Annotated in this window: 23 protein-coding genes; 6 read left to right on the top strand and 17 right to left on the bottom strand. The window is 61.6% G+C overall.

Annotated elements, in window-relative coordinates:
- Positions 1-18 precede the first annotated feature (18 nt).
- Positions 19-1,551: a methylmalonyl-CoA carboxyltransferase gene (locus GKR99_09240; GenBank protein ID NKB27718.1), complete on the bottom strand. Its 1,533-nt coding sequence runs from the start codon at positions 1,549-1,551 to the stop codon at positions 19-21.
- 119 nt (positions 1,552-1,670) lie between these two features.
- Here GKR99_09240 and GKR99_09235 point away from each other — a divergent pair, with 119 nt between their 5' ends.
- The 3 genes from GKR99_09235 to GKR99_09225 all read left to right on the top strand — a co-directional run bounded on the left by GKR99_09235 (position 1,671) and on the right by GKR99_09225 (position 4,243).
- Positions 1,671-2,888 (top strand): Bcr/CflA family efflux MFS transporter, encoded by a 1,218-nt coding sequence (locus GKR99_09235; protein NKB27717.1) that lies wholly within the window; start codon positions 1,671-1,673, stop codon positions 2,886-2,888.
- Positions 2,889-2,973: 85 nt separating this feature from the next.
- Positions 2,974-3,768 carry an alpha/beta hydrolase gene (locus GKR99_09230; protein ID NKB27716.1) on the top strand — a complete coding sequence of 265 codons (795 nt, stop codon included), beginning with the start codon at positions 2,974-2,976 and terminating at the stop codon, positions 3,766-3,768.
- A 28-nt stretch (positions 3,769-3,796) separates the two neighbouring features.
- Positions 3,797-4,243 carry a carbon monoxide dehydrogenase gene (locus tag GKR99_09225; protein NKB27715.1) on the top strand — a complete coding sequence of 149 codons (447 nt, stop codon included), beginning with the start codon at positions 3,797-3,799 and terminating at the stop codon, positions 4,241-4,243.
- A 12-nt stretch (positions 4,244-4,255) separates the two neighbouring features.
- Here the strand turns inward: GKR99_09225 and GKR99_09220 are convergent.
- The 8 genes from GKR99_09220 to GKR99_09185 all read right to left on the bottom strand — a co-directional run bounded on the left by GKR99_09220 (position 4,256) and on the right by GKR99_09185 (position 12,290).
- Positions 4,256-5,214, bottom strand: a protein-coding gene (locus GKR99_09220) for an IS630 family transposase (GenBank protein NKB27714.1) whose coding sequence is annotated in 2 segments (ribosomal slippage) — positions 4,256-4,870 and positions 4,873-5,214 — 957 coding nt in all. Because the reading frame shifts where the segments join, the coding sequence is not laid out codon by codon here.
- Between the two features lie 258 nt (positions 5,215-5,472).
- Positions 5,473-6,030 carry a hemerythrin domain-containing protein gene (locus tag GKR99_09215; protein NKB27713.1) on the bottom strand — a complete coding sequence of 186 codons (558 nt, stop codon included), beginning with the start codon at positions 6,028-6,030 and terminating at the stop codon, positions 5,473-5,475.
- 111 nt (positions 6,031-6,141) lie between these two features.
- Positions 6,142-7,800, bottom strand: coding sequence for a choline dehydrogenase (gene betA, locus GKR99_09210; protein ID NKB27712.1), 1,659 nt, complete (start codon positions 7,798-7,800; stop codon positions 6,142-6,144).
- The gene (locus tag GKR99_09205) at positions 7,801-8,451 is read right to left on the bottom strand and encodes a glutathione S-transferase (protein NKB27711.1); all 651 of its coding nucleotides are present in this window, start codon (positions 8,449-8,451) and stop codon (positions 7,801-7,803) included.
- A gap of 1 nt (position 8,452) precedes the next feature.
- Positions 8,453-9,958 carry a choline-sulfatase gene (betC, locus tag GKR99_09200; protein NKB27710.1) on the bottom strand — a complete coding sequence of 502 codons (1,506 nt, stop codon included), beginning with the start codon at positions 9,956-9,958 and terminating at the stop codon, positions 8,453-8,455.
- Positions 9,955-10,536 (bottom strand): transcriptional regulator BetI, encoded by a 582-nt coding sequence (gene betI / locus GKR99_09195; GenBank protein ID NKB27709.1) that lies wholly within the window; start codon positions 10,534-10,536, stop codon positions 9,955-9,957. The genes betC and betI overlap by 4 nt, the downstream gene beginning before the upstream one ends.
- Before the next feature lie 211 nt (positions 10,537-10,747).
- Positions 10,748-11,629, bottom strand: coding sequence for an EamA family transporter (locus tag GKR99_09190; protein NKB27708.1), 882 nt, complete (start codon positions 11,627-11,629; stop codon positions 10,748-10,750).
- A gap of 58 nt (positions 11,630-11,687) precedes the next feature.
- A complete protein-coding gene (locus GKR99_09185) occupies positions 11,688-12,290 on the bottom strand; it encodes an amino acid transporter (GenBank protein ID NKB27707.1) in 603 nt (200 codons plus the stop codon).
- A gap of 119 nt (positions 12,291-12,409) precedes the next feature.
- Between GKR99_09185 and GKR99_09180 the strand changes: the two genes are divergently transcribed.
- Positions 12,410-13,573 (top strand): cyclic nucleotide-binding domain-containing protein, encoded by a 1,164-nt coding sequence (locus GKR99_09180; GenBank protein NKB27706.1) that lies wholly within the window; start codon positions 12,410-12,412, stop codon positions 13,571-13,573.
- On the opposite strand, the gene GKR99_09175 is transcribed toward GKR99_09180, so the two are convergent.
- Positions 13,570-14,310 carry a YebC/PmpR family DNA-binding transcriptional regulator gene (locus GKR99_09175; GenBank protein ID NKB27705.1) on the bottom strand — a complete coding sequence of 247 codons (741 nt, stop codon included), beginning with the start codon at positions 14,308-14,310 and terminating at the stop codon, positions 13,570-13,572. The genes GKR99_09180 and GKR99_09175 overlap by 4 nt on opposite strands.
- Positions 14,311-14,439: 129 nt before the next feature.
- Between GKR99_09175 and GKR99_09170 the strand changes: the two genes are divergently transcribed.
- Positions 14,440-16,215, top strand: a complete 1,776-nt coding sequence (locus GKR99_09170) for an SLC13 family permease (protein NKB27704.1) — start codon at positions 14,440-14,442, stop codon at positions 16,213-16,215.
- 12 nt (positions 16,216-16,227) lie between these two features.
- Here GKR99_09170 and GKR99_09165 read toward each other — a convergent pair whose 3' ends face one another.
- From GKR99_09165 to GKR99_09140, 6 genes are all read right to left on the bottom strand, one after another.
- Positions 16,228-16,668 carry a hypothetical protein gene (locus tag GKR99_09165; GenBank protein ID NKB27703.1) on the bottom strand — a complete coding sequence of 147 codons (441 nt, stop codon included), beginning with the start codon at positions 16,666-16,668 and terminating at the stop codon, positions 16,228-16,230.
- Positions 16,665-17,009 carry a hypothetical protein gene (locus GKR99_09160; GenBank protein NKB27702.1) on the bottom strand — a complete coding sequence of 115 codons (345 nt, stop codon included), beginning with the start codon at positions 17,007-17,009 and terminating at the stop codon, positions 16,665-16,667. The genes GKR99_09165 and GKR99_09160 overlap by 4 nt, the downstream gene beginning before the upstream one ends.
- Positions 17,010-17,032: 23 nt before the next feature.
- Complete coding sequence (locus GKR99_09155) at positions 17,033-18,811, bottom strand: SLC13 family permease (protein ID NKB27701.1); 1,779 nt, start codon at positions 18,809-18,811, stop codon at positions 17,033-17,035.
- 3 nt (positions 18,812-18,814) lie between these two features.
- A complete protein-coding gene (locus tag GKR99_09150; GenBank protein NKB27700.1) occupies positions 18,815-19,732 on the bottom strand; it encodes an EamA family transporter in 918 nt (305 codons plus the stop codon).
- 7 nt (positions 19,733-19,739) lie between these two features.
- Entirely contained in the window at positions 19,740-20,555 is an 816-nt protein-coding gene (locus tag GKR99_09145) for a metallophosphoesterase (GenBank protein ID NKB27699.1), read from the bottom strand.
- A 100-nt stretch (positions 20,556-20,655) separates the two neighbouring features.
- Entirely contained in the window at positions 20,656-22,842 is a 2,187-nt protein-coding gene (locus tag GKR99_09140; GenBank protein NKB27698.1) for a primosomal protein N', read from the bottom strand.
- 282 nt (positions 22,843-23,124) lie between these two features.
- Here GKR99_09140 and GKR99_09135 point away from each other — a divergent pair, with 282 nt between their 5' ends.
- Positions 23,125-23,844: a BAX inhibitor (BI)-1/YccA family protein gene (locus tag GKR99_09135; GenBank protein ID NKB27697.1), complete on the top strand. Its 720-nt coding sequence runs from the start codon at positions 23,125-23,127 to the stop codon at positions 23,842-23,844.
- 592 nt (positions 23,845-24,436) lie between these two features.
- Here the strand turns inward: GKR99_09135 and GKR99_09130 are convergent.
- A protein-coding gene (locus tag GKR99_09130) for an IS630 family transposase (GenBank protein NKB27696.1) occupies positions 24,437-25,395 on the bottom strand; the annotation gives its coding sequence in 2 pieces (ribosomal slippage) (positions 24,437-25,051 and positions 25,054-25,395; 957 coding nt in all).
- Positions 25,396-25,439: the final 44 nt, after the last annotated feature.

The following is a 25,439-nucleotide window of genomic DNA, read 5'->3' as shown; positions in this document are numbered from 1 at the left end:
AGTGGCCTTGTCATTTTTCTAAAGTGGCAAATTGTCGTGCTTCTTCCATGGGTTCTCCAGCTTCTTCCCCCGCAGCGACGCAAACGCCCGGCAGACCCGTTTCCGGGTGTTGTGGGGCTGGATCACCTCATCAATGAACCCACGCTCTGCGGCGACGAACGGGTTCGCGAAACGGTCTTCGTAATCCTTCGTGCGCGCCGCGATCTTGTCTTTGTCGCCCAACTCGCTCCGATACAGGATCTCGACCGCGCCCTTCGCGCCCATCACCGCAATCTCGGCCGTGGGCCAGGCATAGTTGAAATCACCGCGCAGGTGTTTGGAGGCCATGACGTCATAAGCCCCGCCGTAAGCCTTGCGCGTTATGACGGTCACTTTCGGCACCGTTGCTTCGCCATATGCATAAAGCAGCTTCGCGCCATGCTTGATCACGCCACCAAATTCCTGCGCCGTACCGGGCAGGAAGCCGGGCACGTCCACCAGCGTCAGGATCGGGATCGAAAACGCATCGCAGAACCGCACGAACCGCGCCGCCTTTCTGGATGAATCAATATCCAGGCACCCGGCCAGCACCGTCGGCTGGTTTGCCACGATGCCCACGGTCGACCCTTCCAGGCGGATGAAACCGGTCAGGATGTTCTTGGCGTATTCTTCCTGAATTTCGTAAAAGTCACCTTCATCCGCCAGTTTCAGGATCAGTTCCTTCATGTCGTAAGGCGTATTCGGATTGTCCGGGATCAGCGTATCAAGGCTGTGGTCGATCCGGTCCGGGCTGTCGAAAAACGGGCGCACCGGAGGTTTCTCGCGGTTCGAGGCGGGCAGGAAGTCGATCAGACGGCGCACTTCCATCATCGCTTCGGCGTCGTCTTCGAACGCACCATCGGCCACGCTGGATTTTTTGGTGTGGGTCGACGCCCCGCCCAGCTCTTCCGCCGTCACAACCTCGTTCGTGACAGTTTTCACAACGTCGGGACCGGTGACGAACATATAGCTGCTGTCCTTCACCATGAAGATGAAGTCGGTCATTGCGGGCGAATAGACCGCGCCGCCAGCACACGGCCCCATGATAACGCTGATCTGCGGCACCACGCCGGACGCTAAGATGTTGCGCTGAAACACCTCGGCATAGCCCGCGAGGGAGGCGACGCCTTCCTGAATGCGCGCGCCGCCGGAATCGTTCAGCCCGATCACCGGCGCGCCGTTCTGCAGCGCCATATCCATAATCTTGCAGATCTTCTGCGCATGGGTTTCCGACAGCGAGCCGCCGAAAACGGTGAAATCCTGCGCGAAAACATAAATCATTCGCCCGTTCACCGTGCCCCAGCCGGTGACCACACCGTCACCTGCGGGGCGCTGCGTGTCGATGCCGAAATCGGTGGCGCGATGGCTGACGAACATATCGAATTCTTCGAAGCTGCCTTCATCCAGCAGCAGGTCAATGCGTTCCCGCGCCGTCAGCTTGCCCTTGGCGTGCTGCGCCTCAATGCGCTTTGCGCCGCCGCCAGCACGTGCGTCCGCACGACGATCTTCGAGTTCCTGCAAGATATCGGCCATGAGTTCGTCCCTATGTTTGCGACCTCTGGAATACCGCGCCGAACCGGCGGTGGAAACGGCGAAATTGCCGCAAGCTGATTGCGATGGACGCCCCGCGCAACCCGCGATAGGTCATTGGCATGTCCACGAACGCCGACGTGCGGTTTTTAGATCGCGCCTCACCCCCGCATATTTCCACGCTGATCTTCATGGCCAGTGTCGCTGCGCTGTCGATGAATGTCTTCCTGCCCAGCCTGCCTGCAATGACGGCGTATTTCCAAACAGATTATCATGTCATGCAGCTGAGCGTGGCACTGTACCTTGGCATGAACGCCGTGATGCAGATGATGATCGGGCCGATTTCGGATCGGTTTGGCCGCCGTCCGGTGTTGTTGTGGTCTATCGGATTGTTCACGCTGGCATCGCTGGGCTGCGTACTGGCCACCACGGTTGAGGTTTTCCTGGCCTTTCGCATGGCTCAGGCGGTGATCGTGGCCGGCATTGTCCTTAGTCGCGCGGTGGTGCGGGATACGACGCCGGCGGACCAAGCGGCCTCCAAGATCGCATATGTGACGATGGGAATGGCGCTGGTGCCGATGATGGCCCCGGCGATTGGCGGGGTTCTGCAGGGCACATTCGGCTGGCAGGCGAGTTTCTGGCTGATGGTCATCATCGGCGTGGCGCTGTTCGTGCTGACCTGGGCCGATCTGGGCGAAACCGCGACCGAGCGCAGCAGCAGTTTCGCCGCACAGATCGCAGATTATCCCGAATTGTTCCGATCCCGCCGCTTCTGGGGCTATGCGACGACAGCAATGTTCGCCTCAGGCGCATTTTTTGCCTATCTCGGTGGGGCCCCTTGGGTCGGGACCGAAATTTTCGGGCTGGAACCAAAAGCCCTGGGGATTTATTTCGGCGCACCGGCCGTCGGTTACGTGATTGGCAATGGCCTGTCCGGGCGGTACTCATCCCGCTTCGGGATCAACGCGATGACGCTGACCGGAACATTGATCTGCGCGGCAGGGATGACTGTGTCGATGATCGTCTTTGCATCAGATGCGGGCGGGCCGATCAGCTTTTTCGGTCTTATGATTTCTATCGGGTTGGGAAATGGGCTGATCGTGCCAAACGCAACCTCGGGCATGCTCAGCGTGCGGCCACATCTGGCAGGCACCGCCAGCGGGGTCGGCGGGGCCATCATGATCGGCGGCGGGGCGGCGCTTTCGGCGCTCAGCGGGTCGGTGCTGAAACCGGATACCGGCGCGACAGTCCTGGTCGGGATCATGCTGGCCACGTCCCTGATGGGCGTAGTTTCAATGATCTATGTGATCCGGCGCGCGCGGGATATTGCGCCATCCTGAAGATCACCAGATGCTTGCCTGAACGGGTTGCCTGCCGCTAAGCTGGCAAAATGCGCAGTTTGCCGCCCCTGACAGAACCGGCACGATGCTAAGTGGCCCCCTTCTCAACCTGCTGGCAACCAGTTGGATTGCCGTCCTTGTCAAACGCGATGAGGCGCAGGTGGTCTATCCGTTTGATCCGGTTCGCACAGCGCCAATGGACGCCGGGCTGATCGGGTTTTCCGAACTGGAATTTGCCGCGAGCGACGGAACCGAGCTGGTCGTCTGGACCCACCCGCCCGCGTCGGGTCAGCCTGTGATCCTTTACCTTCCGGGCAACGCTGGCACGCTGGCCGGCCGCGCCACGCGTTTCCAGACGATTGCGCATATGGGCTATGGCCTGGTCACGATGGCCTATCGGGGGTCCAGCGGATCCGGCGGCAGCCCGGATGAGAACCTTCTGACCGCCGATGCCATCGCGCTGGCCGAACGGCTGGCACTGATTGCGCCCGGTGCACCTGTCGTCCTTTATGGTGAAAGCCTCGGGTCCGCGCTTGCGGTCAGGATCGCCGCCGCCGAAACCGTCAGTGGCATCGTGCTGGAAGCGCCCTTTACAACCTTCCCCGAAATTGTCGCCGCCCAGTTTCCGCGCGAAACCGGACTGGCTGAGATGTTCACGCAGATCTGGGACAACCGCGCATTGATCGGCAAGGTGACCGAACCGCTGCTTATCCTGCATGGCACCGGTGACCGGATGGTACCGTTCGAACAGGGCGAAGAACTTTTGGCGCGTGCCGGATCGACCAATAAATCGCTTTTTGCCATTACAGATGCGCGGCACGATGAAATGTGGACTCCGGCAACACAGCAGGCGCTTTACCACTTCCTTGACAGCCTCTAAGCCGTAAGAAGCAAAAGGGGCATTCGATATGGAACTCAAGGGCAGCCGCATCATCAACGCTGATCGCGCCGTGGTGTGGGAACACCTCAACAGCGCCGAAACACTGGCCGCCTGCATTCCCGGCTGTCAGAAGCTGACGGGTTCCCCCGATGACGGGTTTGAAGCGGTCGTCAAGCAGAAGGTCGGCCCGGTCAGCGCGACCTTCAAGGGGCGTGTGGAGCTTAGCGATATGGTGCCACCGGAAAGCTATCGTATCACGGGCGAGGGCAAGGGCGGCGTCGCCGGGTTTGCCAAAGGCGGTGCGACCGTAAGGTTACAGGACGTGCCCGACGGGACCGAGCTGATCTATGACGTCGATGGCAAGGTCGGCGGCAAAATCGCCCAGCTTGGCAGCCGGTTGATCGACGGATTTGCCAAGAAGATGGCAGATCAGTTTTTTGAACGTTTCCAGGACCGGGTCGAAGGCAAAAGCTAAAGCGTTTCGACATTAACCTGAGACATATCCGGCGGCCTTAAAGTAGTTCCAGCATTCTACTGGGTCGTAGAGATCGCAGATTGCTCCGATTGCTTCGAAGACCTGGGTAAAGGACCTGGCCCCGATCCGTCGCAAATGGGCTTTCAGTTTAGAGAAGGCCTGCTCGATGGGATTCAGGTCGGGCGAGTACGGTGGCAGGTAAAGGAACCAGCAGCCGTGATTGCGTAAAGCCTGCGTCGCCTCCTTATTCCGGTGGGTTGCCAGGTTGTCGAGAATGACGACAGTGCCGGGGTTGATCTCGGGGACCAGCACTTCGCGGATGTAGGCCGCGAAGGCGGGGCCATCTATCGCTCCCTTGATGACCCAAGGTGCGATCAGCGCGCCTTGGGTCAGGCCCGCGATCAAGGTTTGGGTTCCCCAGCTTCCGAAGGGCGCATCCATCGTCAGGCGCTTACCGCGCTTGGCTCTGCCGCGTAGGCGCGTGAGGTTTGTCTTCACTGCGGTTTCGTCAATAAAGACAACGCGCTCAGGAAAGGTCGCAATGGCTGGCGAGCGGTATCTGAACCAGTCGGCCCGTTGCTGCCTTACCTTGGCGCGGCGGCGCTCGGTTGCGACCAGCGACTTTTTTTGTACGTGAAGCCGAGCCGGGACAGAAGGTTGGCGATGGAGGAGTGATGCACCCGCACACCCTCTGCATCGGCCAGCGCATTACGCAACTCAAAGAGCGTGATGTCAGGGTCTTGTGCGATCAACTCCTCAAAGAATTCCCGATGCGGAGCCAGCTTTCCCTTGCCGCGCGGCGGTCCCTGCCGGGCAGGTTCCGCATGACCCTTCATCCTCACCTGACGCGCCCACCGCGCGCCTGTGGCAGGCGACAGCTTCAACCGCAACGCCGCCGCGCGCCCGCTCAACCCTTCTTCAATGTATCTCTGAAACCGTATCCGAAGCGCAGATGGCAAAGGTGCTGACATGATCCATCCTCCCAAACAGGATGAATCACAGATCAGGTCTCAAGGGAATCCCTCGCGATTCAGGTTCAAGCCGAAACGCTTTAGCGTCTTGTCCACTTAGTAAGTGTCGCATATCTAACTGTGCGCCACGCGCAAGCCGGATGCTTGGCCTCAAACACAGAGTAGAGCCACCGCTTTCCGCTCATGGGACTGAAACGCATGGATTGAATGCGATGTTTCCTTAACCGGGCAAAATACCGTGGAAATCGCTGCGCTTTTTCAGCCGATTTCTGGCGCATAGGTCAGGATCACCGGCACGATCAGGTCTTCTTCGTCGCACAGATGCCGGTCGAGGAATTTTTCGAACTCCCCCAGCGCGTTATCCAGGCTGCCAACAGACTCCCGCACATCCGCTTGGTCCAGCCGACGCAGAAACTGGTTTGTCTTATCGGCAAGCCCGTCAATATGCGCGCCCAGGGCGTCATGATCACTGTCGAGCAATTCGAACCCGTGCTCCAGGCGTTTGTCGAGCGTCTGGAGCTGCGGGAAATAGTGATGGTCTTCGATGTTATGATGCACATGCAGCTGGTTCAGCAGAAACCCGGCGTAGTGCTGCGTCTCACGCGCGTGGCGCACCAACTCGGCTTTGCCGTCCAGATAGGCGTGGCTGCCGTCGCGCAGTTTTTGCAGGACGGTGCGGAACATTAGGTGCCGATCCAGCCAGAACCGGGTCATGGCGGTGAAATTCGGGTGCGCCTCCCAATCGGCACGGGGCAGCGTTTCACGCAGAACCAACAGCTCTGGCGGCAATCCGGATCGGGTTTCAAGATCACTCATCAGCCTGCATTACCGTGCAATATCTCGCTCGGCTAGGGGCGTGGCCGGTGATCGGTTACGCCCGCCCTTCTCGCGCGGCAATCTCGGATCCTCGCCCCCGGTCTTAAGATCTCAGCGCTGCGCGACCTGCCAATTCGGATGAACCCAGGGCGCGGTGTTTTCTGCGGCCAGCGGTGCACGACCCAGCAGATGATCTGACATCTTCTCACCCACCATGATTGAGGGGCCGTTGAGGTTGCCGTTGGTTATCGCAGGAAAGACCGAGCTGTCGGCCACCCGAAGCCCATCCACCCCGATCACCCGGCCTTGCGGGTCAACCACCGCGTCCGGATCATCCGCCCGACCCATCCGGCACGTGCCGCATGGATGATACGCGCTTTCAGCGTGTTCGCGGATGAAACCGTCGATCTGGGCGTCGCTAGCCACATCCGTGCCCGGTTGAATTTCCGCGCCAGCGAAAGGCGCGAAGGCAGGCTGGGCGAAAATCTCACGCGTCAGGCGCAGGCATTTGCGGAACTCCTGCCAATCATCCGGGTGGCTCATATAATTGAACACGATCTTTGGCGCTGCGCCCGGATCGGGCGAATTTAATGAAACCCGACCCCGGCTTTTCGACCGCATCGGACCCACATGCGCCTGAAACCCATGCCCTTTGACCGCCGACGTCCCGTCATAGCGCACCGCGATAGGCAAGAAGTGATACTGAATATCCGGGTACTCAACCCCTGCGGCCGACCGGATAAACCCCGCGCTTTCAAACTGGTTCGACGCCCCGACCCCACGTCCAGCGAACAGCCACAGCGCCCCGACCCAGGCCTTCCCCGGCAACCACCAATACGAATAGAGCGAGACCGGCTTGGTCGCCTCCATCTGCACGTAAACCTCAAGGTGATCCTGCAGGTTCCCACCCACACCGGGCCGGTCTGCGACCACGTCGATCCCATGGGCGGCCAGATGCGACCCCGGCCCGATGCCCGAGTGCATCAGCAATTTCGGAGAATTGAACGCCGAAGCCGCCAAAATCACTTCACGCCGCGCCCGGATCACTTCGCGCGCGCCCTTGCGCAAGACCTCGACCCCCACGGCGCGTCTATCCTCGATCACAGCCTTTTGGGCCAGCGCGCGCACCAGGGTGCAGTTCGGACGCGTCAGCGCGGGCTTCAGATAGGCGTTCGCCGCTGACCAGCGCCGCCCTTTCCAGACCGTCGCATCCATCGGGCCAAAGCCTTCCTGCTGCCGCCCGTTGTAATCGTCGGTCGCCGGATAGCCCGCTTCGACCCCTGCCTGCACGAACGCCTGCGTCAGCGGGTTGTCGCGTGGTCCGCGCGTGACATGCAATGGCCCGTCCCTGCCACGCCAGCCGTCATCACCGCCTTGACCGCTGGCATGCCAATGCTCCATGCGCTTGAAATACGGCAGCACATCGCCATAGCGCCACCCCTGCGCGCCCGCCTCGGCCCATCCGTCATAATCCCTGGCGTGACCGCGCACATAGACCATCCCATTGATCGAGCTTGACCCTCCGATCACCTTGCCGCGCGGCGCGGCCAGACGCCGGTTGTTCAGGTTCGGTTCAGGTTCCGAGGCATAGCCCCAGTCGTACATCGGCATGTTCATCGGATAACTCAGCGCGCCGGGCATCTGGATCAACGGGCCTGCGTCACTGCCGCCATGTTCGATCACGATGACCGAGCTTCCGGCCTCGGATAACCGATAGGCCATGGCGCATCCCGCCGACCCGGCGCCGACGATTACAAAATCAGCTTCCATTCAGGCCTCCGGGTGCGCCAGCGGGGCGTAGTCGACCATGACATGCTGCACATATGCGGCGCGCGACGTCAGCCGTTGATAATAGGCCTCGACATTCGGTCGCGGCCTGCGCGGCACGTCGATCGAAAACCAGCGGAACAACAGATGACCGATCACGATGTCGGCCAGGCTCAGCGCATCGCCGGTCACATGGGCGCGCCCGTCAAGCTGACCTTCCAGCAGGTCGAGGTTGTCTTCAAACCTCGTGACCGAGGCTGCAAGCGCCCCCTCATCCCGATCCCGCGCTGCGGTCCGCACACGGGGCCAGAAAATCGGCGCCGTGAAGGCCTGCGCCAGTTCGTTCTTGCCCCACTCGGCCCACATATCGACGCCCGCGCGCGCCACCGGATCGGCTGGCCAGAACGCCCCACCATCGCCATAGCGCGCCGCCAGATAACGCAGGATCGCGCAGCTTTCCCAAATGACCGTGTCGCCATCCTTCAACACCGGAACCAGCCCGCGCGGGTTCATCGCGCGAAACTCCGGCGTGTCAGTGCCGCCATGCACATGTCCATAGTCAAGCCGTTCCGGCCTCAGCCCCAGTTCCGCCGCGCCCCACATCACCAGTTGCACGTTCGAGGATGTCGCCCGCCCGTAGATCGTCAGCGCCATCTCATTCACCCCTTGGAAAACGCTGGCCATCTTCCAGCACATTCAGGTCCATGTGATTTCGCATGAAACGCTCGGATGCTTTCTGCAGCGGCTGGTAATCCCAAGGGTAATAGCCGCCCTGGCGCAACGCCTCATACACCACCAACCGTCGCGCCTGACTGTCACGCACGGCCGCATCAAAGGCGCGCAGATCCCATTGATCCGCCGCCATCGCCCGCAATCGGATCAACATGTCAGAGGCTTCCGGATCGCCCGCCAGATCGGTCAGTTCATTCGGATCAGCCTCCAGATCGAACAATTGATCCCGGTCCTGCGGGCAAGCGGTGTATTTCCACTTGCCATCCCGCAAAGCCACCATCGGCGCAATCGACGCCTCAGCCACATATTCCATCGGCACTGGCCCGCGCGGCGCACCAGTGGCCACCGGCAACAAACTGACCCCATCGGTCCAGGGCGCGACCTGCGCCATGTCGATCCCCGCCAGATCACACAGCGTCGGGCAGACATCCAGCGTGCTGATCGGCGTTTCGACCAGCCCCGGTTCCAGCCCGGGCCCCGAGATCATCAGCGGCACCCGCGCCGACCCTTCAAAGAAGCTCATCTTGAACCACAGACCCCGGTCGCCCAACATGTCGCCGTGGTCGCTGACAAAAAGGATCACCGCCTCTTGCCGGGTGGCCTCCAACGCGGTCAACACCTCGCCGATCTTGTCGTCCAGATAGCTGATGTTGGCGAAATAGGCGCGGCGCGAGCGGCGGATATCTTCTTCGCTGATGTCGAAGGATCGCCAGTCATTGGCGTCGAAAATACGCTGCGAATGCGGGTCAAGGTCGTCGTATGGGATGGCCCCGACATCGGGCAGCAGATGCGCGCAATCTTCGTACAGATCCCAGTATTTCCGCCGCGCGACATAGGGGTCATGTGGGTGGGTAAAGCTGACCGTCAGATGCCAGGGGCGCGCGTCACCGCCGCGCGACAGGTCATAGACCTTCTGCACCGCGTGATGCGCAACCTCATCATCATATTCCAGCTGATTGGTTGTCTCGGCGATCCCGGCCCCGGTGACCGAGCCCATGTTGTGATACCACCAGTCAATCCGCTCACCCGGTTTGCGCCAGTCGGGGGTCCAGCCGAAATCGGCCGGATAGACATCGGTGGTCAAACGCTGCTCGAACCCGTGCAACTGGTCCGGGCCGACGAAATGCATCTTGCCGCTGAGGCAGGTCTGCCACCCCGCCGCGCGCAGATGATGCGCGAAGGTCGTCGTATCGGACGCAAACTCGGCCGCATTATCGTAAACGCCGGTGCGCGATGGCAACCGCCCGGACATGAACGACGCCCGCCCCGGCGCACATAAAGGCGAGGCGGTATAGCTGTTGGCGAACCGCACCGAACGCGCTGCCAGCGCCTTCAGGTTGGGTGCATGAAGCCACTCTGCCGGACCATCCGAGAACAGCGTGCCATTCAACTGATCCACCATGAAGATCAGGATGTTCGGGCCACTCATCGCGCCGCCCCCAACATGCTGTCCAGCGCCGCCGACAACTGATCCGCGGCCTTTTCCGCTGCACCCGGATCATTGCCCAGCGCCGCGCGCAGATAATGCCCGTCGATCAACGAGGCGAGGTTTTCTGCGGCATCCGGCGCACGCACGCCCAACAACGGGCGCAGATCGTGCAGCAGATTGCTGCGCAGGCGGGTCTGATAAATTTGCAACAACCGGCGCGCATCCGGGCTGGTCTGCGCCTGGACGTAAAAGTTCAACCAGGCACTGATTACCTCGGGCCGGAAACTGTCGCCGTCAAAACTGGCCCGGATGATCCCGTCCAGCCGTGCGCGGGGGGTCTTGGCGTGCGCCAGCGCGCCCCGAACTGCGGCCCCGTACATCGACAGAATATGCCCCATCGCCGCTGCAAAAATCTGATCCTTGCCGCCGAAATAATGAAGCGCCAATCCGCTGCTCATGCCCGCGCGCCGCGCGATCTGCCCGACGGTCACATCAAGCGACCCGGCAAAACCGACCTCGGCAATTGTTGCTTCCACCAATGCCGCCCGGCGGATCGGTTCCATTCCCAGTTTCGGCATCTCAACCCCTTCGCGATTCCGTTTGTCGGCCTAGCGTTTTTTATATTGACTGGTCAATCAATAAACCGCCCTGTCCTTCACCTTTTTGAAAATACTCCCGCCGGAGGCTGCGCAACGGATCTGCCACCACACACATGTCGTGAAGGGCTCACATTGCCACCGGCACCCGTAAAAAAGAACGAAGCCGCGAGGCTTCTCCGTTTCTCTGACCTCAGGGGGCGGCCACGGCGCGGCGGGCGACCGCTTCGCGCCAGCTGGTATAACTGACGGCGGCAACAATCAGCGCGCTGCCTAGGATGACAAAGGCATCCACGGCCTCTCCGAACACCAGCGCGCCGATCAGCGTGGCCCAGACGATCTGTAGAAACGTCACCGGCTGGGTGACACTGATCGGGGCGGCGCGGAACGCCATGCCCATGGTGAAATGCCCGCCCGTTGCAAACAGCGCGACCAGGGCGATCCACAGCACTTCCTCAAGGCTGGGCGGCACCCAGACCGCCCAGGCAAACGGCGCCAGCCCGATCGTCACAGCAACCGACAACCAGCCCACGACAACGCCCGGGCTGGCCTGATCGGTGAGTTTCTTGGCGATCAGATAGGACGAGCCAAGGAAGAACCCGGTCCCCAGCATTGCCAGATGCCCGTCCGAAATCTCGCGAAATCCGGGGCGCAGGATGATCAGCGTCCCGATCAGCGCGAGCGCGACCGCCAGCATCCGGCGCAGCGACAGCTTGTCACCCAGAAACAGCGCCGCCCCGATCATCACATAAACCGGCGCGAGGTAGTTCATCGCCGTCACCTCGGCCAGTGGAATGCGCGACATCGAATAGAACCACAGGATCACACCCAGCGTATGGGCCAGACCTCGCAACGCGATCAGACCAAACCCAAGGCGGTCCGGGCGATGCCGCCGCATTGCCGGCAACAACGGAATTACGAAAATCAACCCGATGGCATAGCGCAGAAAGGCCGACTCGGCAGCGGGCAGATCGCTGCCCAGATGTTTCACGACGACAGTGACCCCAACGAAAAACGCGCCCGTTACCAGCATCCAGAAAACGCCAATCAGGTTGGGGGAATCTCGGTTGGGCATGCTGCGGTTAGGTCACGAATGAACGATGGCGACAAGGCCGTCGATACGGCAAGGCCCCTCAATGCGCCAGGATCAGACTGGCCGCGATGGCCCACATCGTCAGCCCGACACCCGCGTCCAGCAGGCGCCACGCAGCAGGGCGCGCAAACACCGGGCGCAGGGCCGCCGCACCGTAACCCAGGCCGAAGAAAAACGCGAAACTGGCCAATACCGCGCCACTGCCAAACACCAGCGTTTCGCCTGAATAGGCCGCCGAGACCGATCCGATCAGCACCAGCGTATCCAGATAGACATGCGGGTTCAGCCAGGTCAGCGCCAGACAAGTGGCCAGCACCGGCCACAGGCGTTCGCTGACCTGCGCGGCCGGGTCCAGCACGCTGCCGCCCTTCCAGGCGGACCGCAGGGCCAGCGCGCCATAGACGGCCAGAAACGCCGCCCCGCCCCAGGTCAGCAGCGGCGGCAACCACGGCACCGACGATGCGATCCATCCCATACCCGCCACCCCGGCCATGATCAGGATCGCGTCAGAAACTGCACAGGTCAGACAAACGGCAAACACATGACTGCGGCGCAATCCCGGCCGCAGGACAAACGCATTCTGCGCCCCGATCGCCAGAATCAGAGAGAAGCTGAGGAAGAATCCGGCAACAAACGCAGTCATTCCCAAGGGGCTAACCCGCAGGGGTCGAAGCGTCCAGATATTCCCGGCCTATGTCCTGTCAGAGTTGACGGGCGCGCGCCTTGGCGTACCCTGTACGCGGACACCACGGTGAATGCTCCATGAAGACCAACCCGACCTCTGTGACAATCGTTCAGGCAACCACCGCGGAACAGGTTCGTGCGGCCCAGCGCATGAAATATAACATCTACGTCAAAGAAATGGGCCGCTATGGCGAGGTTGCCGACCACCACCAACGCCTGCTGATCGAGGATGACGACACCGACAGCCGGATCTTCAACGCCATGATCGACGGGCAGGTCGTCGGAACCTCGCGGTTGTCCTGCGGCGCCGACAATGCGCTGGGTGCCCGACAGGTCGCGCAATATGATCTTGCGAAATTCCTGAAAACCGTTCCCTCGGCCCAAATCGTCGTCGGAGAGCGTTTCATGATCCAACCCGCCTATCGCGGGACCGATCTGCTGAACCAGATTTTCGCAAGTTACATGGGGTTCCTGAATGCCTCTCGCATTCAGTTTGCTTTTGGTGATTGCGAACCGCATTTGCTGAACACCTATCAGGCGCTCGGGTTTCGGACCTACACCAAGAACAATGTCAACAGTCCAAGCACCGGCTTTCTGATCCCTTTGGTCTTCGTCGTCGAAGATCTGGATTATCTGCGGCGCATCGGATCGCCGCTGGCCGGGGTTCTGACCGACTTTGGCGAAGATGCGCGGGTGCCCGATACGCTGGACGCAATGCTTGCCGATGGTGCAGCCGTACAGTCCGAGCGTTTGCTGACGACCCCCGACTACCTTGCACGGGTCAAAGCCGCGACAGACACGGTGTCGACGCTGAATACCGGATTGTTTTCAGGCATGTCGGACAGCGATATTGAAACATGCATCGAAAAAAGCGTCCTGATTACCTGTCGCCGCGACGACCGGGTCATCAAGCAGGGGAATGTTGCCAAGAACCTGAACCTGGTCCTGTCAGGCGCCTTTGAGGTCCGGCAGGGCGATGAAACGATTGCGCAACTTGCCCCGGGCGATGTTTTTGGCGAAATCGCGTTCTTTCTGAAGATGCCGCGCACGATGGACGTGGTCGCCGCGCAGACGGATTCCCGGCTTTTGGCGTTTAATGAGCGGACCTTCAGACGCCTGATTGACGATGACGCGCCGCTGGCGGCGCGGTTGCTTTACAATATGTCGACAACGCTTTGCGCGCGCCTGGCGCAAACCAACGCGCGGCTGGGTGCCGGAAGCGCCGGGCGTGACCCGGTCTAAAGCTGCTCCATCACCTCGTCTGACACCTCGAAATTGGCCGTAACGGTCTGGATATCGTCGTCGTCTTCCAACGCGTCGATCAGCTTCATCAGCTTCTGCATTCCATCCAGATCCAGCTCGGTCGTGGTGGTGGGGCGCCAGACCAGTTTGGTGCTTTCGCTTTCACCCAATTCTGCCTCCAGCGCGTTGGACACATCGTTCAGATCGGTATCGGCGCACCAGATCACATGCCCGTCTTCGCTGCTTTCAGCGTCCTCGGCTCCGGCCTCGATCGCGGCCATCATCACAGTGTCTTCGTCGCCGACCTCAGCCGGATAGGTCACCTGCCCCTTGCGGTCGAACATAAACCCGACCGAGCCTGTCTCGCCCAGATTTCCGCCGTTCTTTGAGAACGTCGACCGCACGGTCGAGGCGGTGCGATTCTTGTTGTCGGTCATGGCCTCGACGATCACGGCCACGCCGTTCGGGCCATAGCCCTCATAGCGGATTTCGTCATAATTCTCGGCGTCGCCACCGACGGCCTTCTTGATCGCGCGATCAATGACGTCCTTTGGCACCGACTGGGATTTCGCTTCTTTCACTGCCAGCCGAAGACGCGGGTTCTTGTCCGGGTCCGGGTCGCCCATTTTGGCCGCCACGGTGATCTCTTTCGCCAGCTTGGAAAACAGCTTCGAGCGTGCGGCATCCTGCCGCCCTTTGCGATGCTGGATATTCGCCCATTTTGAGTGGCCCGCCATCTTGGCCTCCGTTCATGCAATCCGTTGGCCCCGGCTATACGTCAGCCGCATCGGGTGGGGCAAGCCATGGCGGGCAACACGCGGACACGGGCCTTTCGCATCCCGACCTGCCTGCGCTAGACAAGGCGGATGACAACAGACCAGATCATCCTTTTCGCCCTGTTCGCCGCCGTCTTTGGCATGCTGCTGTGGGGGCGGTTCCGATACGACCTTGTAGCGTTTGCAGCGCTTATGGCGGGCGTGGTGCTGGGCGTTGTGCCTGTGAAGGACGCATTTTCCGGGTTTGGCCACCCGGCCACCATTGTTGTGGCGCTGGTTCTGGTGGTCTCAGCCGGGCTGGTGCGATCCGGTGCCGTCTTTCTGATCACCCGCACGCTGGTCGATGCATCCCGCAGCCTTGGCGCCCATATCGCGATCATGGGCGCGGTCGGCGGCGTCCTCAGCGCGTTTATGAACAACGTCGCGGCCCTTGCGCTGCTGATGCCAGTGGATGTGCAAACCGCAAGGAAAGCAGGCCGGCCGCCGGGCCTCAGCCTGATGCCGCTCAGCTTTGCGACGATCCTTGGCGGCATGGTCACACTAATCGGCACGCCGCCGAACATTATCATCGCCACGATCCGCGAAGACGCGCTGGGCGAACCTTTTCGGATGTTCGATTTCGCCCCGGTCGGCAGTGTCGCCGCTATCGCGGGCCTTGCCTTCGTCGCCCTGATCGGCTGGCGCCTGATCCCGCGCGCGGCCGAGGGCGGCGCCGGGCAGCTTGACGAAGTGCGCGACTATATCGCCGAACTGACGGTGCCCGAGGCATCCGACCTGATCGGTCAGCGTGTCCGCGACCTAAACGAAGTTGCCGAAAAAAACGACGTCGCCATCATCGGCCTGATCCGGGATGGCAAACGGCGGTATGGCGCGGCGCGCGCCGTGCAGATTATGGCCGGTGACGCGCTGGTGCTTGAAGCGCGCCCCGACGCGCTGGACGAATTCCGCAGCGCCCTGAACCTCGACTTTGCCGAGGCCGAGCGCGAGGACAAACTGCGCGCAGATTCCGATGGTCTGACCCTGATCGAAGCCGTGGTTCCCGAAGGGGCCCGCATCACCGGGCGCAGCGCGCAACGGATTGGGCTGGGCTGGCGACGCCGCACTGTTCTGATGGGCATCGCGCGCGAGGGTCGCGCCATCACCAGCCAGGTGCGCAAGACCGACATTCGCGCCGGTGACGTTCTGCTTCTGCTGGCCCCATCAGAAACCGCCGACGATGTCGTCGACTGGCTAGGCGTGATGCCGCTTGCCGGTCGCGGCCTGGCTGTCACCGCGAATGAAAAGGTCTGGCTGGCCATCGGCATTTTTGCCGCCGCCGTCGCCGCCGCCGCTTTCGGCCTGCTCTATCTTCCCGTCGCGCTAGGTCTTGTGGTCGTCGCCTTCGTCCTCGCCAAGATTGTGCCGATCAAAGAGGTCTACGACCATATCGAATGGTCGGTTGTGGTCCTTCTGGGCTCGATGATCCCACTTGGGGCTGCCTTGCAAACCTCGGGCGGGACCGAACTGATTGCCGGGTCGCTTATTACGCTGACAGACGGCCTGCCTGCATGGGCGGTTCTGACCGTGCTGATGGTTGTGACGATGACGCTGAGCGATGTGTTGAACAACACAGCCACCACCATTGTTGCGGCCCCGGTCGGCATCCAGATGGCGCAGACACTTGGCGTCGACCCGGACCCGTTCCTGATGGCCGTCGCTGTCGCCGCATCCTGCGCGTTCCTGACCCCCATCGGGCACAAGAACAACACGCTGATCCTGGGCCCGGGCGGCTATGGTTTTGGCGACTATTGGCGCATGGGGCTGCCGCTGGAGATTCTGATCGTCGCCGTCTCGATCCCGGCAATTCTGGTGTTCTGGCCGATGTGATCGAAAGGCGCGTCAGCCGCCCTTGATCGCCTGCGCGGCGCAACGCTTCACAGGTTCACCCGCCTCATCCGGCACGTCCAACAGGCACAGGTTCCAGTTCGGACCGTTCTTGAATGTCCCGAACAGAATATTGCTGGTCGACAGCGCCATTCCCAGCGCTTCCAACCCGAAGAACTCTCGCTGAACAATGTGATAGTCGATCAGGTATTTGCACTGCGTCAACTGACCAGACCAGCCCGGACGGTCATCGGCGACCAGTGCAAGTTCATCCGGGCGAATACCATGGCAGGTCGACCCATCGTTCAGCCTTACGCGAAACCCGCCCGCGTTCATCCACAGCTTTTCGGGCGCAATACCCGGTGGTGGTGGCACAGGCGCACGGCTGACCGGCTCAACCGTCGGCAAACAACCGCACAGGGCCAGGATCATGCCAGCGAACACCGCGACCCTCATGGGGCGTGAAACTTCACGATGCTGCCGTCGTCGATCACCACCGACAGGCTGATGCGTGCCTGTGGCGACCCTTCGCCCGGTTGCAGCGGCAAACGCGCGACATTCGGCGGCACGCGTTCCTCGATTGTGAAACCGTGCAGATGCGGGCAGCCAGACAGGGCGCTGCCCCAGATCGACTTGGCCACCGGCCGGGTCGCCGCGCACAGCGCCTTGTCATCATACACCACGTTCAGCGCCTGTTTATACAGGATCGCGCTTACCGGCCGCGCACCGGCTTGCGACGTTGCCTGCGGCAGGTTTTCAGGTGGCGCAATCGTGCAGGCGACGAGCAGGAGTGGCATGGGCAAAGCGGATAGTCGGAACATCATAACGGCCAGATCATTGGAATTATTGCCGTGGCCAGAAGCCCCACGGACAGGTTAAGCGGAATACCAACCCGCATGAAATCGGTAAAGCGATAACCGCCGGGACCATAGACCAGCATGTTGGTCTGATACCCGATGGGTGTTGCAAAACTGGCGGAGGCCGCAACCATCACCGCCACCACCAGCGGGCGCGCATCGATGCCCAGGGCAGCGGCCAGCCCGATGGCAATCGGGGTGACGACGACGGCGACAGCGTTGTTGCTGACCAGTTCGGTCAGTACGCTGGTCAGCAAATAGATCGCCCAGACAATCAGGAACGGCGGCAGTTGACCCAGCGCTGGCGCAATCGCATTTGCGATTAAAGACACGGCCCCGGTGTGCTCTAACGCGGCCCCGATGGCGAGCATCGCGAAGATCAGCGCCAGCAATCGGCCATCGACCATGGCAAACGCTTCATCGGCGTCGATGCAGCGCGCCAACAGCACCAAAGCCACCGCAAGAATTGCCAGCAGAAAGATCGGCGCAACGCCAAAGGCCGCCAGCCCGACAATCGCAACCAGCGCCAGCAGCGCAATTGGCGCATGGCCGCGGCGAAACGCACGCCCCGTCGGTTTCGAGATATCGACCAGCCGCATATCACTGGCCAGCCGCTGAATATCCGCCGGCGCCCCCTCCAGCAGCAGCGTATCGCCGACCCGCACCACCAGACCATCCAGCGCCGTGCCGATGTTCTGGTTCCGCCGATGCACCGCCAGCGGATAGACCCCGTACCGCCGCCTGAGGCGCATCTCTCCCAGGCTGCGCCCGATCATCCGGCACCCCGGAGAGATCAGAACCTCGACCGTCGAGGTTTCGACCGAACTCAGCTTATCGACCAGCCGCACATCATCGTTGTCCTGCAAGACCAGTAATTCCGCCACCGGCGTGCGCAGGACCACCCTGTCACCGGCTTGCAGTTCTACCCCGTCCAGATTGCGCCTGAGCGAGGCATCGCCGCGCAGCACGTCAATCAGGCGAACGCCATCGCGTTTGAACTGGTCGGTATCCTTCGGCGCCCGCCCGATCAGCGACGACCCCTCGGGGATCGCGACCTCGGTGAAGAACTTCATCTTCGACCGATCACTCAGCAGACCCGCCATGCTTTCGCGATCCGGCAACAGGCGCGGCGCTATGAACCGCAGGAAAATCATGCCCCAGGCAACCAGAATGATGCCCAGTGGCGTCACCTCAAAAATCGTGAACGCCTCCATCCCGTTGGCCCGCGCAACACCATCCACCAGCAGGTTGGTCGAGGTTCCGATCAGCGTCAGCGTCCCGCCCAAAATCGCCGCATAACTCAGCGGGATCAGCATTTTCGAGGCCGAGACACCCAATTTGCGCGACAGCTGCACGAAAATCGGGATCATGACCACGACCACCGGCGTGTTCGAGACGATGCCCGAGGCGATGACGACGAATGCCATCATCACCCCGATTGCAAGCGCGGCGCGCACCTCGGCCTGGGCCTCGGCCTTCTGGGTGAACCAGTCGAGCGCGCCCGTCCGCACCAGCGCACCCATCACGATGAACATCGCGCCAATGGTCCAGGGCGCGGGATTAGACAGCACAGCCAACGCATCGTCATAAGGCAAAAGCCCCAGCAACAGCATCGCAGCACAGCCGCCGATGGCGACCACCTCGGTCGGATAGGATTCGCGCAGAAAAAACACGAACATCGCGGCCACGATCAGCAGCGCGGCAACAGCAGACCCCGTTTGACCAAAAGCTTCAGCAACCATGGCCTAAGTGTCGCCTGCCGCCGCTTGCTGTGCAAGACGCGTCGTCGGACGGGGCTGCACCAGAAACAGCCCGCCAAACATCAGCCCAAGCGCAAGCGAAACCCAGCCGGAATAGCTTTCGCCAAGCAAAACCATCGCCCATAGCACCCCGGACCCGGTCACCAGATAACTGCCCTGGGCGGCAAATACCGCCCCCGCACGCCCTACCAGCCAGACATAGGTGGCATAGACCACCGCGTGGATCAGTGCGGCCAGCACGACGGCCATGTCAGGCGCGCCCCAGGGCGGGCGCGGGTCGATCCATTGCCCGGTCGCCAGCGTAAGCGGCAGCGCAAGCAGCGTTCCGATCAGCGAAGCCCCGAACAACACCTGCACCGGATCCAGACCCCGCGTTCCCCATTTTGCAACCACGTTACCCTCCAGCGCGTAAAACGCCGGAGCAATCATCGCGACGGGCACCCAGGCGATCATCGCACGCTCCGGCAGGCTCGCCTCGGGTCCGACAATCAGCGCGACACCCGCCAGCCCAAGCAGCAGGCCGCACAACCGTGCCCAGCTGAACCGGTCCGTGGCCATCAACAGCGCAATCGGAAAGGCAAACATCGGCACCAGAGAGATCACGATCGAGATGACGCCTGCCGGCAAATACACCGCCGCCTGATAGGACGCCGAATTCGGCAAGACCGTCCCGATCAACGCAATCAGCACATAAAACCGCAGATGCGGGCCCGTCATCGGCAGGCCCTTGCGCCGAATGGCCGAAACTACGCCAAGCGCCACGGCCCCAATCGCCAACTGCCAGAACACCAATCCGAAATGCCGATACCCGTCGCTGACCGCGATCTTGGCCAGCGGCTGCGTCACGCCCCATCCGATTCCCAGCATCACCAGCAAGGCGATCAGTGGCGCGCGCCCGGTCATCGAAAGGTCACTCTGGCCCCGATTGTGGCAGATGCCCGCCCTGCTGCACCGGGACGAGTGTCTTGGCCACCCCAGTCGCATCGTCAGTTTCAACGAACAGACCACTCAACGTCGCCTCACCCGTCGCAGGGGTGAAACGCCCTTTTGGCATTCCGGTCACGAAACGGCGCAAGGGTTCGGCCTTCTCCATCCCGATGACCGAGTGATAATCGCCGCACATCCCCGCATCACTCAAGTACGCCGTCCCGCCCGGCAGGATCATCGCATCCGCCGTGGGAACATGCGTGTGACTGCCAACAACGACGCTGGCGCGGCCGTCGCAAAAATGCCCCATCGCCATCTTTTCCGAGGTCGCCTCACAATGCACATCCACCAGCGAGGCCTGCACCAGCCCGCCCCGCGGATGCGCCTTCAACACTGAATCAATCGCCGCGAACGGATCGTCAAACGGGCGCTTCATGAACACCTGCCCCAGAACCTGCGCCACCAGGATTCTGCGCCCGCCCGACACATCGAATACGCGCGCCCCGCTGCCCGGCGCCGATTTCGAGAAATTCAGCGGCCGGATAATCCGCGCATCGCTGCCGATATGGCTCAGCATATCCTTCTGATCAAATGCGTGATCGCCCAGCGTCACGCAATCAGCGCCTGCCTCGAACAGCGCCTTGGCATGCGCCCCGGACAGCCCCACACCCGAGGTCGCGTTTTCGCCATTCACCACCACGAAATCCAACCGCCAGTCGGCGCGCAAACCCGCCAACCGCTCAACCACGGCCCGCCGTCCGGCACGCCCCATCACATCGCCAAGATACAAAATCCTCATGACCCAAGCCCTAGGCGCGACGCGCACCGCTGTCCACATGATCCCGTCATCATTGACCCGAAAATATCCCCGCCGGAGGTATGAATCTCTTAAGCTACACTCAATAAAAACTCTGCGGATCAATATCTATCGACAACCGCAGGTTCGTGGGCAGCTTGACCTGCGCCACCCAGTCGATCAGCGCCGCCTGCAGCGGCGCGGCCTTGTCAGCCTTCACCAGCAACCGCACCCGATGCCGCCCCCGGATCCGCGCGATTGGGGCAGGCGCCGGCCCATAAACCTGCGCTCCGATCCGGCGCAATGGCCCGTCGCGGCGCGCCAGTTCGCCCCCGATATCAAACACCTGCTGCACATCCGGCGCGCTCAGCACAATTCCGGCAAGGCGGCCATAGGGCGGCACACCCGCGTTGCGACGCTCTTGCGCTTCGGCTTTCCAAAACGGTTCTTCCGCACCCGAAAGGATCGCGCGGATCACCGGGTGTTCCGGCTGAAAAGTCTGCAACAATGCCTCGCCGGGTTGTTCCACCCGCCCGGCCCGCCCGGCAACCTGCCGCATCAGTTGAAACGTCCGTTCAGCCGCACGCAGATCAGACCCTTGCAAGCCCAGATCGGCGTCGATCACACCCACCAGAGTCAGCTTGGGAAAATTATGTCCCTTCGCCACCAGCTGCGTGCCAACTATGATATCCGCCGCCCCTTCTGCAATCTGCACAATCGCCGCCTTCAAGGCTCGGGCCGAGCCGAACAGATCCGAACTCAGCACGGCCAGCCGGGCATCCGGGAACAGCGCCGCAACCTCTTCGGCCAACCGCTCAACCCCCGGACCGACCGGGGCCAGCTTATCCTCAACCTCGCACTCCGGGCAGGTGGTCGGCATCGGTTTCGTTTCACCACACTGGTGGCAGACCAGCCGCTTGAGAAAGCGGTGTTCGACCATCCGCGCATCGCAATGGTCACAGCCGATCTGGTGCCCGCAAGCCCGGCAGATCGTCACCGGGGCATAGCCGCGCCGGTTCAGGAACAGCAGCGATTGTTCCCCTTTGGCGATCCGATCGGCAACCGCGCCCTGCAATGTCGGGGAAATCCAGCGTGCACCGGGCAGGTCTTCAGCTCGCATGTCAATCGCGCGCATATCCGGCAGGATCGCCGGGCCGAACCGTTCGGCCAGCGTCAGCCGCGCGTATTTGCCCGCCTCGGCATTGGCCCAGCTTTCCAAACTTGGCGTCGCGCTGGCCAGCACCACCTGCGCTCCCAGGATCGAGGCGCGCAGCACTGCCATATCGCGCGCGTTGTAGAGAACGCCGTCCTCTTGCTTGTAGGACGTGTCATGTTCTTCATCGACGATGATCAGCCCCAGATGCTGAAACGGCAGGAACAGGGCCGAGCGCGCGCCAACAACCAGTTGCGCCCCACCCTGCGCCACCATCCGCCAACAGCGGCGGCGTTCCGTCATCGTCACGCCCGAATGCCATTCGGCGGGGCGCGCCCCGAACCGCGCCTCGACCCGCGTCAGGAATTCGGCCGTCAACGCAATCTCGGGCAGCAGAACCAGCGCCTGCCGGCCCTGCGCCAGACAGGCGGCGACAGCTTCCATGTAAACCTCGGTCTTGCCCGACCCGGTCACGCCGCGCAGCAGCGTGGTGCCGTAGTCCTGTGTGGCCACACCTGCGATCAGGGCCTGGGCAGCGGCGGTCTGATCCCCGGTCAGCTCCGGCCCCGGCAGGTTCGGGTCCAGACGCGGATAGCTGCTGTCGCGGGGCGCTTCGACTTCGATGACCGCACCCAGTTTCACCAATCCCTTGACCACCGAGGTCGTGACCCCTGCGGTTTCGCTCAGCTCTCCTATTGTCACCGGCATCCCGGCAAATTCATCCAGCGCGTCCAGCACCCGGGCGCGCGCGTCGGTCAACCGTGCCGGTTCGGCCCCACCGCGCTGATACAGGCGGCGCATGGATTGCGGATTGCCCAGACCAGGACTGCGCGTTGCCAGGCGCAGCATCGCGGACATCGGCGTCACGGTATAGGCCGCCGCACGGGCCAGAAAGTCGCGCATTTCATCGCGCATCGGCGGCACATCCAGCACCCGCGCGATTGGGCGCAGCTTGGCGGCGTCAAAACCGCCCTCGCCCGGCCCCCAGACCACGCCCAGCACCAGACGCGGCCCCAGCGGGCATTCCACGAACGCCCCTGTCACACAGCCGCCTTCGGGCGCACGATAATCCAGCATCCGGTCCAGCGGCTGGGTGGTCAGCACACCAACCCGTTCGCCGGGCGCGAAGTGGTGCACCTCAGTCACAGCTAAATCTTTGATTTACCGTCAAAAATTCGCTAACTCGCCGAAGGCGGACCCGTATTTTGGCAGCAACAGACAAGATGAACCGTAGATCCCCGATATTGGCAGAGGGGTGATACTGGCGCTGGCGCAAGGGGCGGTCAACCGATCGCGACAGGAACTTCGCGTGATCCGGGGCGGAAACACTTGAATTCGACACATTTCACACCGATATTGAGGTCAAACCGCCGTGGGATGGTCCTGCGGCGCATCTGAACACGCACTTCGGAGGATAGAATGGCGCAATATCAGACCACTCGCGCCGCTGCGGGGGTCCGCACGGCCGAGATTGACGAGGGCCTTCGCGCCCATATGAACAAGGTATACGGGCTGATGTCCGTCGGCCTGTTGTTGACGGCTGCTGTGGCATGGGGCGTCGGAACCAATGACGCGATGATCGCGGCAATCTTCGGCACACCGCTGAAGTGGGTGGTGATGTTCGCCCCGCTGATCATGGTGTTCGCGTTCAGCGCGATGATCAATCGCCTGTCAGCCGCCGGTGCACAGTTGTTCTTCTATACCTTCGCCGCGGCGATGGGACTGTCGATCAGCTTTATCTTCGCGGTCTATACCGGATTTTCCATCGCTCAAACGTTCCTGGTGACGTCCATCGCATTCGCGGGCCTATCGCTGTGGGGATACACCACCAAGCGCGACATCTCGGGCTGGGGATCGTTCCTTATAATGGGCGTGATTGGCCTGATCGTTGCTTCGATCGTCAACATCTTCCTCGGCTCGCCCGCGATCCAGTTCGCGATTTCGATCCTGGGCGTGCTGATCTTCGCAGGGCTTACGGCCTACGACACCCAGAAGATCAAGACCGACTATATCGCCCACGCAAGCGCGATGGACAGTGAATGGATGGCGAAATCGGCGATCATGGGGGCCTTGAACCTCTACCTCGACTTCATCAACCTGTTCATGTTCTTGCTGCAATTCATGGGCAATCGCGAGTAATTCGCGCAGAGATCCGACAGACCAAAGGCCGGCGGAAACGTCGGCCTTTTTCGTTTTGCCGCGCAGAAGAATGCGCCGGCCCGCCCTATATCAGTCAGGAGTATTTCAGGAATTATCACACGCGCATGGCGTCGCGTTGTGCGCACAAAATCCCCGCCGGTGTTCGACTGAACAACGTTCAGCTGGTGCAGCGTTGCACCGCCCCGTCCATCGCGTTTTTGAATTGGCTTGAGGCACCGTGAGCCAGCCAGAGCGCCATCCCTACAATCTGATTCGCGACTGGAATCACCTGCTCCTGTTGCGCGCCAAATGCGTAAAGCGCGCACGCCCGAACGGTCTCACCGGTCCGGCATTGGTTCGAATTAGGCGCTTCGCTTTCGGGTTGTCGGGTAATACATCCCCATAAATCATGCCCTCGCACCGTCGCTGCGCCAGCCCGCTGGTTCAGCGCTCGTCCTGCCAAGGGGCGGGCGTTCGTCTTCAGGCATGGTGCGGACCAAATGGATTTTTCTCAAGCGCTTTAAAACCTCTGACTTTAAGTCAGTATTGGCCGATACGCGTAATTCGAATACCGCACTAAAGCGTTTCGACATTAACCTGAGACATATCCGGCGGCCTTAAAGTAGTTCCAGCATTCTACTGGGTCGTAGAGATCGCAGATTGCTCCGATTGCTTCGAAGACCTGGGTAAAGGACCTGGCCCCGATCCGTCGCAAATGGGCTTTCAGTTTAGAGAAGGCCTGCTCGATGGGATTCAGGTCGGGCGAGTACGGTGGCAGGTAAAGGAACCAGCAGCCGTGATTGCGTAAAGCCTGCGTCGCCTCCTTATTCCGGTGGGTTGCCAGGTTGTCGAGAATGACGACAGTGCCGGGGTTGATCTCGGGGACCAGCACTTCGCGGATGTAGGCCGCGAAGGCGGGGCCATCTATCGCTCCCTTGATGACCCAAGGTGCGATCAGCGCGCCTTGGGTCAGGCCCGCGATCAAGGTTTGGGTTCCCCAGCTTCCGAAGGGCGCATCCATCGTCAGGCGCTTACCGCGCTTGGCTCTGCCGCGTAGGCGCGTGAGGTTTGTCTTCACTGCGGTTTCGTCAATAAAGACAACGCGCTCAGGAAAGGTCGCAATGGCTGGCGAGCGGTATCTGAACCAGTCGGCCCGTTGCTGCCTTACCTTGGCGCGGCGGCGCTCGGTGGCGACCAGCGACTTTTTTTGTACGTGAAGCCGAGCCGGGACAGAAGGTTGGCGATGGAGGAGTGATGCACCCGCACACCCTCTGCATCGGCCAGCGCATTACGCAACTCAAAGAGCGTGATGTCAGGGTCTTGTGCGATCAACTCCTCAAAGAATTCCCGATGCGGAGCCAGCTTTCCCTTGCCGCGCGGCGGTCCCTGCCGGGCAGGTTCCGCATGACCCTTCATCCTCACCTGACGCGCCCACCGCGCGCCTGTGGCAGGCGACAGCTTCAACCGCAACGCCGCCGCGCGCCCGCTCAACCCTTCTTCAATGTATCTCTGAAACCGTATCCGAAGCGCAGATGGCAAAGGTGCTGACATGATCCATCCTCCCAAACAGGATGAATCACAGATCAGGTCTCAAG

Source organism: Paracoccaceae bacterium, from assembly GCA_012103375.1.
Taxonomy (GTDB): domain Bacteria; phylum Pseudomonadota; class Alphaproteobacteria; order Rhodobacterales; family Rhodobacteraceae; genus WLWX01.
This window is presented reverse-complemented; position numbering and strand designations above follow the sequence as displayed.